This window comes from Chroogloeocystis siderophila 5.2 s.c.1, assembly GCF_001904655.1.
GTDB lineage: Bacteria > Cyanobacteriota > Cyanobacteriia > Cyanobacteriales > Chroococcidiopsidaceae > Chroogloeocystis > Chroogloeocystis siderophila.
Map to the genome: position 1 here is coordinate 34023 of NZ_MRCC01000012.1, position 12923 is coordinate 46945.

Annotated in this window: 9 protein-coding genes and 1 pseudogene; 4 read left to right on the plus strand and 6 right to left on the minus strand. The window is 43.6% G+C overall.

The genetic code is table 11. From position 1 onward, the window contains the following. Positions 1-200: 200 nt before the first annotated feature. Positions 201-2801, minus strand: a complete 2601-nt coding sequence (locus tag NIES1031_RS14980) for a M1 family metallopeptidase (protein ID WP_073550337.1) — start codon at positions 2799-2801, stop codon at positions 201-203. A gap of 643 nt (positions 2802-3444) precedes the next feature. Here NIES1031_RS14980 and NIES1031_RS25000 point away from each other — a divergent pair. Together NIES1031_RS25000 and NIES1031_RS14990 are read left to right on the plus strand one after the other, a co-directional pair. Next, a pseudogene (locus NIES1031_RS25000) lies at positions 3445-3621 on the plus strand (large conductance mechanosensitive channel protein MscL); the annotation flags it as partial. Positions 3622-3871: 250 nt separating this feature from the next. Next, complete coding sequence (locus NIES1031_RS14990) at positions 3872-4789, plus strand: class I SAM-dependent methyltransferase (protein WP_073550338.1); 918 nt, start codon at positions 3872-3874, stop codon at positions 4787-4789. A 193-nt stretch (positions 4790-4982) separates the two neighbouring features. Here the strand turns inward: NIES1031_RS14990 and NIES1031_RS14995 are convergent, their stop codons facing one another. Then, on the minus strand, positions 4983-5852 hold the full coding sequence (locus tag NIES1031_RS14995; RefSeq protein WP_073550339.1) for a 6-carboxytetrahydropterin synthase: 870 nt from the start codon (positions 5850-5852) through the stop codon (positions 4983-4985). A gap of 104 nt (positions 5853-5956) precedes the next feature. On the opposite strand from NIES1031_RS14995, the gene NIES1031_RS15000 reads away from it, so the two are divergent. After that, entirely contained in the window at positions 5957-6751 is a 795-nt protein-coding gene (locus tag NIES1031_RS15000) for a YdcF family protein (RefSeq protein WP_178378151.1), read from the plus strand. Here the strand turns inward: NIES1031_RS15000 and NIES1031_RS15005 are convergent. The 4 genes from NIES1031_RS15005 to NIES1031_RS15020 form a co-directional block, all read right to left on the minus strand. After that, positions 6748-7440, minus strand: a complete 693-nt coding sequence (locus NIES1031_RS15005) for a J domain-containing protein (RefSeq protein WP_178378152.1) — start codon at positions 7438-7440, stop codon at positions 6748-6750. The genes NIES1031_RS15000 and NIES1031_RS15005 overlap by 4 nt on opposite strands. A gap of 16 nt (positions 7441-7456) precedes the next feature. Next, positions 7457-8419: a cysteine synthase A gene (gene cysK, locus NIES1031_RS15010; RefSeq protein ID WP_073550342.1), complete on the minus strand. Its 963-nt coding sequence runs from the start codon at positions 8417-8419 to the stop codon at positions 7457-7459. 178 nt (positions 8420-8597) lie between these two features. Continuing rightward, the gene (locus NIES1031_RS15015; protein ID WP_073550343.1) at positions 8598-9035 is read right to left on the minus strand and encodes an RrF2 family transcriptional regulator; all 438 of its coding nucleotides are present in this window, start codon (positions 9033-9035) and stop codon (positions 8598-8600) included. A gap of 164 nt (positions 9036-9199) precedes the next feature. Next, positions 9200-11140, minus strand: coding sequence for an iron uptake porin (locus NIES1031_RS15020; RefSeq protein WP_073550344.1), 1941 nt, complete (start codon positions 11138-11140; stop codon positions 9200-9202). Positions 11141-12039: 899 nt separating this feature from the next. Between NIES1031_RS15020 and NIES1031_RS15025 the strand changes: the two genes are divergently transcribed. Continuing rightward, positions 12040-12867, plus strand: a complete 828-nt coding sequence (locus NIES1031_RS15025; protein ID WP_073550345.1) for a universal stress protein — start codon at positions 12040-12042, stop codon at positions 12865-12867. The last annotated feature ends 56 nt before the right edge of the window (positions 12868-12923 follow it).

Here is a 12923-nt window from a genome sequence, read left to right on the forward strand (position 1 = left end):
GCAGAAGGAAATTGCCATAAATCAATTTATTAATGCCGTATTTCTTAGATGATGCATCTGGAGATACAGATGATTTGTTTATCCGTCAGTAAAGTTAAGGGCTTCAAACCATGAAGCAGAAAAAGAAGTTCTTGATCTAGAACATCAAAGCCTCCTGCTTTCTGCCTCGCTTCAGTAAATATTCTTCGCCCCCTAGCCTTCTAATGTGAAGATTTCGCCTCCAAATTCTCTAAACGACTTCTCAGTTCTTGATTTTGTTGTTTCAGCGCGTCGAGTTCTTCACGCAGTTGCTTAACACCTTGATCTGTGCCAACTGTACTTTGCACTCGCGATACAGCTTCTTCCGCCATGCGCCGTACCCGCCCGTCAGGAGTTTGACTTGCTAAAGCTTGTAGAATGCCAATTGCTTTAGGAGTTTCCATTTGTCCTAGGGCACTGACAACGGAGACTTGAGTTAAGAAAAATGATTCGCGCGAGAGTTCTTCAAGTTGCTGCAAAACGCGTTCAAGATTGACTGTACTTAGCCCTGTGGAGATGGTACCGAGGGCGCGAATTGCGCTGAGTCGCAGTGCTTGCGGTACGCCTAGTTTGGTATATTCCAAGATAAGGTCGAGGGCTGGTTCAGCGGTTTTCATTTGACTTAAACCCGCGATCGCACCTGCACGCACAACCTCGTTCCATCCCGCTTTTTGTTCTAAAACTGATTTGAGCAGTTTCACCACTTTTTCTTCTTTGGGCTTCGCATCGACTGTGCCACCCGCAATTGCGCCAATCGCCTTCATTGCAGATGCTTCAACGTAGTAGCTAGGATCGCCATTTTCTACGAGGGGTTTAATGGCTTTATAACTTTGGTGTGTTTTAATATCAGCGAGGGCTTCTACCACTGCACGGCGAACTAGAGGACGATCATCCTCTAAACCAGCGACTAAACCATCAAATGCTTGATCGAGTTTGACTTGGGCGAGTTGTTTGGCAGCTTCGGCGCAGACTCCCCAAAACGAATTTTGTTTCAATGCTTGCGAAAGGGCTTTTACCGCTTCTAGTCCACCTTTTTTCGCCAAAGCTTCCGCTGCATATATTCGCGAAATTGGGTCAGAATCAAATTCTAATTGTGCTTTTAACTCTGGTAGGGGATACTCTAAAGTGACTGTTTTTAAGTAGTTATTCCCGACATCAAAACTGACAAACTGCGGTTTCTCCTCTAACGGAAAATAGAAACTCTGCTCTTTTTCGTGTATCCGCACAGTAAATGTTTTCAATTGGGGAGAAGATTCTGCGCTGTTGGTATAGCCAAACGCGATTGGGATTTTCAAGTCAAATAAATCGCTGCTAATACCGTTTGAACCTTCTTTCGCTTGCGTTTGCGTCACAGTAACTTTAGCTAATTTGCTATCGCCATCCCAAGTGTAAGCAACTTTAAAATCCGGGTGTCCGCCACGATAAACGTATTGGTCAAATAGAAATAGTAAATTTCTTCCTGTCGCTTTTTCAATCGCGCGGAGTAAGTCGATTGTTTCGACTGTTTTGTGGGCATTATCTTGAACAAATGTATGAATCGCTTGCCAAAACAACTCTTCTCCTAATTCGGCGCGAATCATGTGATAGACACACGAACCTTTTTCGTAAAGGTGGCGATCGTATAATTCAATTGCTTCGCGGTAAACGTGCGTAACGATTGGACGGCGATAACGACTGCTATCTTCGGCTAAGTAATTGCGCGCTTCGAGTAAACGGTAATAAGCAGCTTCTTCTGCGCCATACTCGTGTTCTGTCCACATGACTTCTGAATAAGAAGCCATACCTTCTTTAATCCAAGCATGAGACCAGTGCTTTATCACAACAAGATCGCCAAACCATTGATGTGCCAGTTCATGCGCGACTAAGCTTTCGGTGTTGCGGTTGTCGAGTGCGGCGCGTTCATCGAGTAAGCAGCGATCTGTGAGTAAAGTAGTAGAGGTGTTTTCCATTCCTCCAAAAATAAAATCGTCTACGCAGACTTGCGCGTACTTCGGATAAGGGTAGAGATAACCATACTTCTCGCTAAAAAATTCAATCATGCGCGGCGTTTTGCCCATAGTGCGCTGTGCGTCTGCTTCGCGTCCTTTTTCGACGTAGTAAGTGACAGGTTTACCGTTCCATTCGTCTTGAATTTCGGCAAAGTCTCCTACCGCAAGTGTCATAAGGTAAGTAGGGTGAACTTGCTCTTGTAACCAGTGGTAAATTTTGGCGTCGCCGTCTTCAGCAGTGTCGATCAGCGTTCCATTGGAAATGGCAATGTTAGGTTTGGGAACGCGGACGCGAATTTCGGATGTTGATAGTTGTCCAGGGTAGTCGAAGCAAGGAAACCAGAAGCGCGAGTCTTCATCTTCTCCCTGCGTCCAAACTTGTGTCGGTTTATGGGGATAGTGTTGATCGGGAGTAATAAAGTAAATACCGCGTTGAGGTTTTTCCGCTGAGTAGGCGATCGCAATCTTGATCGCTTCACCTACAACTGTTGCTGATACCAGTTGAATATGCAATTGCGAACCATCATATTCAAATACTTGTGGTGTATCGTCAACGTGTACTGATTGAATATTCAGGTTAACTGCGTCTAACGTCAACCTTTCGATGCCATTGCGGATTGGCTTAAGCTGGATAACACAAGTTCCTTGATAACTCTTACTCGGAATATCTAAATTTAGATCTAAGAAAATATGCTCAACTTGTCCTGGACGATCTGGGTTGTAGTGAGGTTTTGCCCCTGGTAGTTCAAAGGAGCGGTGGCGGTTATTATCTGTATCAAAGTAGAACTGTGACATCTATTATGCTTATCCTCAAATACTAAAAGCGATCGCTGCAACTTGTTTTTCTAGGGTAGCGCTTCTGACAAATAAAGCAGTGCTAGTGCTTGAGAGGCGATCGCCAAACTAAAATTTGCTTTGAGATTTGTTGTGCTTAAACTGAAATTTGTCACATTAGTCAACTCAAATTGAGGACTAATAAGTAGGTGGGCATAATTAAATATCACACGTAACATTTGTCAGGTAATCGGTAATGGGTAATCGAGACTCTTTTCAATGACCAATGACCAGTTACTGCCGTTCCTTCTTTAGAGACCTCTTTAGGCGTGCGGCGGCTTCGCCAATTACCAGCCCTTAAGTTATGTTTATTTTTACCCACTTACTTAGTATGGCAATGTTGTCTATCTTCAAGACTTATATAAAATAGCTTGCAATGATCAATAATTGTTGACAATAACTATTACCGCTGCGCAAGTTTCATCCTATCAAAATAGATATGTTAACCACTTAAAAAAGAATATTATTGTAATAATTTATCTATTAATTTAAATGAGTAAAAATACTAAAATACGCCTACTCTTGTTGATAGGTGAAGAGCTACAATTATGGCAGTAGAACGGACTATCAGACGTAGTCGCACAGTAACGGTTTTTTTCGAGATTTTCGGAAATTTGCGTTGAAAGGAAATGTTGTGGAACTAGCGATCGCAGTTATTATTGGCGGTGCATTTAGCAATATCGTAACCTCGTTTGCGCAAGATATCGTCATGCCATTGATTAACCCACTCATTCCCGCCGAAGATTGGCGCGAAGTCATTAATACAAGTCCAAATATATAGAATAGAATTGGTAGTTTTATAGGCTCGGTCGTTGATTTTATTATTGCGTTTGCCCTATATCTAGCAATTCGCTCCCTAGCCCGCTTTAAGCGTCAAGAAGAACTTGTACCACCAGAACCGACACAAGAGTATCCTTATTATTTAACTAAAATCCTCATTGCGGCAACTCGTTGCCCTGCTTGTACTTCAGAATTGTCACCCCAAAGCCCGATAATAAGCTAGAGAAGACATACATTTTTAGTATTACGTTATGACTGTTGCTGCCAATACTGCGCCAGAAATCGCATCCCGTTTTGTTAATCGAGTACTTGCAATTAAGCCGTTGGCAAATTTAGCCAAGCACCAAGCACGGCAAATGATGATTAAACGTGCAGAAAAAATTGGTGTTCCTTGGACGAAGCAAGTACAAGAATTAAAACAGCTTGACTGGGATACTCAACTTGCACAAGTCGAAAATCCGCATTTGCAATATCCTGATTACTATTGCTGTTCGTTTCATGCTTACGAGCAAGGTAATTTAAGCTGGGATGCGGCGCTAGAAGTCGAAGTTGCCGCCCGCGCAGTTCATGCAGGAATTTGGGCAGATGCAGGCGCAGAGGGTGATGCTCGGCTCCGCGCGTCGTATCATGACATTCTCAAAGAAGTTGCGCAGCCACGCGACATTCTAGATATCGGCTGTAGTGTTGGTATGAGTACGTTTGCCTTACAAGAAGTCTACCCACACGCAGCAATTACTGGTTTAGATTTATCACCTTATTTTCTTGCGGTTGCCAATTACCGCGCGCAACAACGTCAAAATCAAATCAACTGGGTACACGCGGCGGCTGAATCGACTGGATTAGCATCAGCATCGTTTGATTTAGTTTCGATCTTTCTGGTATGTCACGAATTGCCACAATCGGCGACACGGCAAATTTTTCAAGAAGTACGACGCTTACTTCGTCCTGGTGGCTATTTAGCAATTATGGATATGAATCCGCAATCAGAAATTTACGGTAAGATGCCTCCTTACATTTTGACGTTACTCAAAAGCACCGAGCCGTATTTAGATGAATATTTCACTCTGGATATTGAAGCAGCGTTGAAAGACGCAGGGTTTCAAAATATTGCGATCGCGCCTAATACCCCCCGCCATCGTACTATCACGGCACAAGTAGCGGTTGGGTAGCATTTTCGCCCCCTAAATCCCCCACTTGTGGGGGACTTTGAATGGTTTGGAGTGTCTGCCTCCTCTTGCTCTTCCTTAGAATTGGGAGAAGATGAAGAAAAATATTTGTTTACGGAACTATAGGGGGTTCGCCTGAGTGGTAGGTTCCTAACTTTGGGATTGAAGGAAGAAAAATTGAATTCTTGCAAAAAGTCTAATGTACCAGTTCCCTAACCTCTGATTGCTGATCTCTAACTCCTTGGATAGTCTGATCGCAGTAAATTTCACAAGAATTGTTGGGACTTTCAATTAGCTTAACTTTGTGTAATGTAGCTCCTAGTTCTTGGATGGGCGATCGCAAAACATTACTGATGTATACCGCGATATTTTCTGCGGTTGGGACAACTTCGGCAAAGTAAGCGATGTCTTTGTTTAAGAAGGTATGATCGAGCGGTTCGACAACTAAATCATCGATGATTTGTTGCAATGCACCTAAGTCAACGAGCATTCCGGTACGCGGGTCAATCTCACCTTTAACAGTGACTTCTAAATGATAGTTGTGTCCGTGTCCGTTGGGACGCGCGCACTTACCATAAATTTCTGAGTTCTCTTCGTAACTGAGATCCGGACGTGCTAGCCGATGTGCAGCGCTGAAGTGTGTACTGAGTGTTAAGTAAGCTTCCATGCCGTTTCCTTGATATTCTGCCCAAAGTTCTGGATGTTCAAAGAGTTGAATGCGGACTAAAGATAAGTAAGGTGCTAGTCGCTGCCAAATGACTCTGGCAATGTTTTCGGTGGTAGGCAGTGTTTGTTGAAATTCTGTCCAAACATCGTTAAGGTGCGAAAAATCGAGTTGGCTAGTAACTTCGCGCTTGATTACCTGTTTGACTTCAGACAAATTTTGTACCATGCCATATTCATCGAGTTCACCGGCGAGGGAAACATATAGAATGTAGTTGTGTCCGTGTCCTGGTGTTCGCGCGCAAAGTCCAAAACGCTGTGTATTCTCAGCCTCACTTAATTCGGGTAGCCAATACCGATGACTCGCTGAAAACTGTGCGCGACGGTTAACAATGCATTGCATGAGTACACGAGTTGTTGAATGTAAAGTTTTTTGAATGATGCTGATAACAGCATAAACTAATTAGCGTGCGCATTGCACCTGACGCTGAGTTGTGAATGCAATCGATGTTTGATTCTCGTTTCTGTCCGCGTGAGTTTACACAATTTCCCATCGAGTTTGGTTGGCAGCAGCTGCGACCGCCAATTTTGCTCTTTCTGGCAATTCTCATCGCTATTGTTGTTAGCTTTTGGCTCATTACTCGTAAGTGGCGTTTCAATCGAAAATGGATAATTCCTGGTATTGCTGCACTCGTGTTTAGCTTGATTGCGATTGGCTTGCTGTCTATTGTTGTTGTGAATGGACTATTTCTGCCTGCTGATCCTGGAACTTCTGTCGATGCGATTGTCATTTTAGGTCGAGGTAGAGCCTTGAGAATGGAGCGGGCTAGGGTTGCGACTCAATTGTGGCAAGCTAAAAGAGCACCCGTAATTTTTGTCAGTGGTCGAGGTGATGCTTTACCAATTATTGAGTTATTGATTGCACAAGGTGTACCTAGAAATGTTGTCGATGGCGAAAACTGTTCATTGACGACGAAAGAAAATGCGATTTTTTCAGCAGCAATTCTACAACAGCGAAACATTCAACGAATTTTACTAATCAGCGATCCTCCGCATATGTGGCGATCGCTGGTCGAATTTCGTGCTTATGGATTTACGGTTATTCCGCGTACAAGTCAGTTACCAGATGAGTGGAATTTACCACAAATAGCTTACGTAGCTTTACGTGAATCAATTGGTTTCCCGTGGTATCTTTGGCGACAGCTTGTAGCTCCACCTTCTCAGATGATGCCGGATGTTGAACTATCAGCTTTGCTGCAAAAAGCACAACAGTACGGTCAACAACGTCTCTATGTTGATTAAGCGATCGCCTCTAGCGATTCTTGGGCTTCGCAATGCAAACCAGCCGCGATTCGGAATAATTCTTGACCCATGTGCAAATAGCGATCGTCATAGTTGAGTGGAAAGTAACTCAACTCTTCGATGCCATCGCCTACTTGATTGAGACAGTAGTACAAGTGCGCTGCGGCTCCCGCAACACTAGGAGGATTCGGCAACGAGCGAAACGCTACTTGCGCTTGTTTGAGCCAGTCGCGACAGCTTTGCAGATAATCTTCAAAATCTCCTAATAATTCATCGTCAAACGGATCGGCTGCCAAATTTTCGATTTGTTCTTCTAACGAGTTGAGAATTCGGCAAATCAAACGATTCACGGGTTGATAGACTTGGTGCAGCCATCGTGCTAATTCCTCATCAGCATCTCTTCCCGTTTGCCGCGAGGTACGGTATTGATTTTGTGCTGCTGTGGTACGCTGTTGTCGTTCGCGACGCGTTGTTTTTTGTGTGAGGAGTTGTTCGTCATAGGATTGCCGTTTTTGAACATCTCCTAGAACTTCGTATGCTGCGTTAATGCGAATAATTTGCTCATGATCGGCGGTGTCCTGATGACTATCAGGATGAAATTTTTTTACCAAGCGGCGATAAGCTTGCTTAATTTCCGCTTGGCTCGCTGCTGCATTAACGTCAAGAGTGTCGTAATGATTCGATGCCATCACACCTAATTTAGCGTTAATTCATCGTGGCAGAAAATTTAGGTTCTAAATCTTGGAACAACGGAGTACTTAGGTAACGTTCGCCAAAGCTGGGCTGAATCATCACAATCAGTTTTCCTTTGTTTTCTGCGCGCTGTCCTACCCGAATTGCAGCACATAAAGCTGCACCACTAGAAATTCCTGAAAGTAGTCCTTCTTCGCGGGCTAAACGGCGTCCGTAGGCGATCGCCTCGTCATCGGTTACTGTTATAACTTCATCAATCATGTCTACGCGCAAAACTTGTGGGATAAACCCTGCACCAATACCTTGAATTTTATGCGGACCTGGCTTTCCACCGGAGAGAACTGGGCTATTTACCGGTTCAACAGCGATCGCCTTAAAACTGGGCTTGCGCGCTTTAATCACTTCCGCAACACCTGTAATTGTGCCGCCAGTACCAACACCTGCCACCATAAAATCAATTTGCCCATCGGTATCTTGCCAAAGTTCTTCTGCGGTGGTTTCCCGATGAATTTGCGCATTCGCAGGATTGCGGAATTGTTGCAGCATATAAGCGTGCGGCGTGCTATCTACAATCATTTGTGCGCGTCGAATCGCTCCACTCATCCCTTCGATACCTGGTGTGAGTTCGAGTTCTGCACCATAAGCGCGCAGCATTGCTCTTCGTTCGGCACTCATTGTTTCGGGCATTGTTAAAATCAACCGATATCCCTTTGCCGCAGCTGCCATCGCGAGTGCAATTCCTGTATTACCTGATGTAGGTTCAACCAAGGTTGTCTTTCCAGGATGAATCAGTTTTTCTTTTTCAGCAGCTTGAATCATGCTCAAGCCAATTCGATCCTTAACTGAGGCAGATGGATTCATGCTTTCTAGCTTCACAACTATCCGCGCGACGCATCCCTCAGCTTGGGGAATGCGATTAAGTTGCACCAAAGGTGTGCGACCAATTACTTCTGTAATATTGTTGGCAATTCGCATAGTTTTAGTTTAGTTAAGAGGAATCTAGATGAGAAAGATGTAAAAAAATTAGAGAAAGATAAGAAAGTCAAGCAGAAATTGCGACCATTACTCACTGCTTCGCTTTAGTTCTGAATTATAAGTGTCAAATTTTGAATAGAAGAAGTTTTCTCTCAAAACTCGAAACTTCTAAGTTGCCCTAAATGTAATACATAATATTCAATTGCTTTCTCGCTGCTCGTTGCTCGCAGAGGTTTTGCAGTGAATATTTTTGCAAAACAGCGTTGGCTGCTTGACGCGATTCTTGCCAAACTTCTTGAACAACTGCGCTTTCTACCGTTTTTGGTTGAGCTTCGTCTTCACAAGTCGTTGTTTCTAGACCGTCTAAGCAGCATATGACGTCGAGTAAAGTAATCTTCCAAGGCTCTCGTGCTAGAACATAACCACCTTTTGCCCCTCGTTGGCTTTTCACTAAACCTCCGCGCCTCAATGTCGCTAGTAGTTGTTCTAGATAGCGATCTGGGATGTGCTGTTGGGCAGCAATTTGCCGAATTTGCAACGGTTCGCCAATTTCGTAGTTAGTTGCTAGCTCTAAGAGCGCAAGCAGCGCATATTCCGTCTTACACGAGAGTTCCACAGGCTAATTTAAACGCGATAGTTTATTAAGCTTTTGATCTGCTGTTCTTCTAGTATACTCCGGTTCTTTACTGGGGTTTAGTGTGTTTGGATAACTAACGATAAAAAAACCCGCTGGTCGCGGGTTAACATTTTTTTTAGTTACGGAGTTTAACTAATCACAACCTAGAAGTTGAAGGTTGTCCGTAGTGTTCCAATGATAACGTCTGAGTTATCGTTGTTTTGACCGGGAGAACTTAACCAAATCACACCAGGTGTAATCGACACGTTATCTGTCAGTTGATATCTGTAGAATCCTTCAACGTGTAACCCGTAGTCACGGTTAAAGCCTACAACGCCAGGTGCATCTACTCCTCTTAACGTAGGTTCTACACCTGCAAAGATACCTAAGAGGTTACCTTCTTTACCCAAGTCTGGGAAAGCAACTCCACCACCAAATGTCCAGATGTCAGCACCGCCGCGACCTAAGAGTGTAGCGTTAGTGTAGGTGCCAAATCCGCTGATAGATATTCTGTCACTTAAGCGAAAAGCAGCCGATACACCATAGGAATTGGTCACGGTAGGACCAACAGCTAAACCTGGAACACCATCGACGAAGCCATCACCACTGACATCAACAAGGTTTGCTTGGGTTGTACCAACGACTGGACCTGCTGATTGATTGCCAAACGAGCCACCGATGTCAAAAATACCGTTACCTGTGGTGTGGTAGCCATGAACGTAAGTTGCTGCTAACGCAACGCGATCGCCTAAGTTGAAGTTCAACTGGGCTAGGGCTGCGTAATCTCCATTACCAATACCCGCACTCAAACCAGGATCGCTGGCATTATCAGCTAAGTAACCTACGGTCAAAGAACTTGGTCTGAGAACACCGCTACCGCCAAATGCTAATGTTAAACCACCTCCAGCACCGCCACCGATTCGATAAATTGGGTTTTGTTGTGCGAAGGTAGAGAGCGCACCTCTCCCACCATCGTAGTCCTCAAAATAAGGATTTGCAGTAGCAGCATAGTCAGCGTGAACGCCACCAGTCGCTGCTAAATACCCTCTAGCTTGACCAAACAGTGGGAAGTCGTATGCTAACCAATCGACCGCAACACTGTTTTCAAAGTTTGGCGATACATTAAAAGTTTGTTGACCTTCAAACGTTGCGTTTGGAGCCGCACCATTAAAAGCACTGAAGCTAAATAGCTGTGCATTTCCTGCTGATAAGCGCGTATGCAAAATATCCGAACCACCAAAGCTGCTTTGGAAGTCCAAGCGTACGCGGTTTTGGAATACAGTGTTGTCGTCTACATCGTCGCCAAACGTATCGCTAATCGCAGCGACAACTTCACCAACTAATTTAGTTGTCGTCGAAAATTGGTTGGCTTCGAGTTCGGCTGTTTGTGCTTCTAAAGCATCTACCCGACCGCGTAGCGTTGCGAGTTCCGCCGCAAATTCTTCTTGCAGCCGCTGGAGGGTTGCTAAGTCTTCCCGACGAACCATATCGGCTGTACCAGCCGCAATCAGTTCGTTAACTCGGTCTAACGCAGCATTTAAACCTGCCGCAAACTCATATCGTGTCATTGCTCGATTACCGCGATAGGTTCCATCAGGATAACCCGCGATAACTCCGTAGCGTTCTACGAGCGACTGCAATGCTTGGAATGCCCAATCAGTCGGTTGGACGTCTGATAGTTGCGAAACCGATGTCACTTGCGCAACTGAGTTAGCATTTCCTCTACCTTCGTTGCTGTAGCGGTTGAGTTCGTCTAACGATTCAAACGATTCAATTGATGGTGATGGCGCAGCAGGAGCGGTAGCAGGTGCAGTCGCTTGCGCTACAGTCATCGGCATTGCTACTGAAGCTTGCCTTAGTACTGTAGGCGCTTGTACTACAGGTTCTGCTTCTACTTGAGGTTGAATAGCGTTTACTGTAGTATTGTTTTGCTCTAGATTGTTTTCTACGGTTGCAACTACGTAGTCTGTTGCTGGAGCAGCATCTTGCTGATTGAGTTCAGCTGATTGCGGCTGTTCTACTGCATGCGCTGTAGAGGATACAACTATTGTTGCACCTAGGACTGCTGGGCTAAGCAGTAGCGATTTCCACAAGATCTTTGACATTTTTACCTCTTATCCTCACACCTTTTGTAGATAAAAGAATTTTTACATAGACTCATTACACTATAGGCAATGAGACATCCTATTGACACCTGTGGAGGAGGTATACTGTAGTAATTATAAGTTTAACACTGTTTAATGCTTGATTAAGTCCGAGTTAATAAAATTAATAGCGATTTTCACGGAAACTGATGCGGATTGCTACACGAACATCCAGATTTTGAAGCAACAATTCAAGACCTGAGCCAATTTTACATGTATAAGCTGCCCATATAATTCGAGTCAAGCTTTTACCTCTTTGTCCCGTCCTAATGAATTTATGATTTGGAATATATCATAGACTAAGAAGGTAGTAACACTATAAGCAAGAACTGTTAGTTTTATAAGCTAGATTAATATATAAATTGCTAAAAGATAATAAAGATAATTATGCTGCCTGATTGATTAACATCGTTACAGCGTAAGACACAAAATGAAGCTATAGCTAGTAATCGTAATACATAACTTAATACTCAGGTTTTATAAAAAACTCAATAAACTTTTGTAATATTTTGAGTTTACATAGATGTGTTAAGTTAGCACAGGCTTATTTATACTTTTGTACATAAAATCTAATCTCCTAGGGAATTTCAAGCGATTCTGTTTGCTGGAGAAAAGACTGTGATCGCGCACGACATAAGCGTTTAACTTGCCTAATAATTAGGTCATTTATTAACAAATGTTTGAACTAGATTAAATAGTATTTAATCTTCAACTTAACTACTAAAGAATTAAACTTTTCAGCAAAATTGTAGAATGTAATTAATCATAAAAATCACAATCTCCAACTCAGGGCAAAGTGTTACTTTGCCGAAGTTACTGATTCAATTAGTTGCTGAACAAGACAAGAAAGAGGCGACTCGATGTTAGAAAAAATTTTGTTAGCTGACTCTGGAACTGGTCATTCAGAAGAAATGCTCAAAGCATTAATGGATTTACCATCGATCCAAAAGGCATCTGTCACCGTTTTGCATGTTGTATCTCCTCAAGTTAGTGCCGAGACAATGACATCGAAGTGGGAAGAAGGAGGAAAGGTACTAGCGACAGCAATTCAGTCGTTGCATTTAGATCCAACCAAAGTTTCGGCAATTCTTCGGCAAGGCGATCCTAAAGATGTTGTTTGCCAAGTCGCAGAGGAGATTGATGCGGATTTGATTATTATGGGTTCGCGCGGTCTGAAACGGTTGCAATCGATTTTGTCTAATTCAGTTAGTCAGTACGTGTTTCAATTGTCCTCGCGACCAATGTTGTTGGTCAAGGATGATATTTATGTCAAAAAAATCAATCGCATCATGGTAGCGGTGGATGGTTCAGAGGCGGCGAAACAATGTTTACAGTTAGCGTTGTTTTTATTGCGAGATATTAAAGGAGGGCAACTGATTTTAGCCCACGTCGATAAAGGTGCAGCAACGCCAGGCGAAAAAGATCCCATTTTAGCCGAAGCGATCGCCGAAGCGAAAAAACAAGGCATACAACCCCGCGCAATTTCTACTACGGGTAAACCTGGTGAAGAAATTTGCCGCATCGCCGCAGAAAATAATGTCGATTTATTAATGCTTGGTTCTCCAGATCGCCGTCCTTCGATTGCGAAAAGTTTTGTTGACTTGGATCGGCTTTTGGGTTCTTCGTTGTCCGATTATGTCCGCGTAAATGCAAACTGTCCAGTGTTATTAGCAAGGACTGTAGGTTAATTGCAATTGTTTTTGTGCTTTCACTAGCAAAAAACCCCTGCTCAATGCGGGGGTTT

What these genes read in the sequence shown, in the direction of transcription:
- NIES1031_RS14980 (WP_073550337.1), bottom strand. Translation starts at nt 2,801, where the DNA reads ATGTCACAGTTCTACTTTGATACAGATAATAACCGCCACCGCTCCTTT.
- NIES1031_RS14990 (WP_073550338.1), top strand. Translation starts at nt 3,872, where the DNA reads ATGACTGTTGCTGCCAATACTGCGCCAGAAATCGCATCCCGTTTTGTT.
- NIES1031_RS14995 (WP_073550339.1), bottom strand. Translation starts at nt 5,852, where the DNA reads ATGCAATGCATTGTTAACCGTCGCGCACAGTTTTCAGCGAGTCATCGG.
- NIES1031_RS15000 (WP_178378151.1), top strand. Translation starts at nt 5,957, where the DNA reads ATGTTTGATTCTCGTTTCTGTCCGCGTGAGTTTACACAATTTCCCATC.
- NIES1031_RS15005 (WP_178378152.1), bottom strand. Translation starts at nt 7,440, where the DNA reads ATGGCATCGAATCATTACGACACTCTTGACGTTAATGCAGCAGCGAGC.
- cysK (WP_073550342.1), bottom strand. Translation starts at nt 8,419, where the DNA reads ATGCGAATTGCCAACAATATTACAGAAGTAATTGGTCGCACACCTTTG.
- NIES1031_RS15020 (WP_073550344.1), bottom strand. Translation starts at nt 11,140, where the DNA reads ATGTCAAAGATCTTGTGGAAATCGCTACTGCTTAGCCCAGCAGTCCTA.
- NIES1031_RS15025 (WP_073550345.1), top strand. Translation starts at nt 12,040, where the DNA reads ATGTTAGAAAAAATTTTGTTAGCTGACTCTGGAACTGGTCATTCAGAA.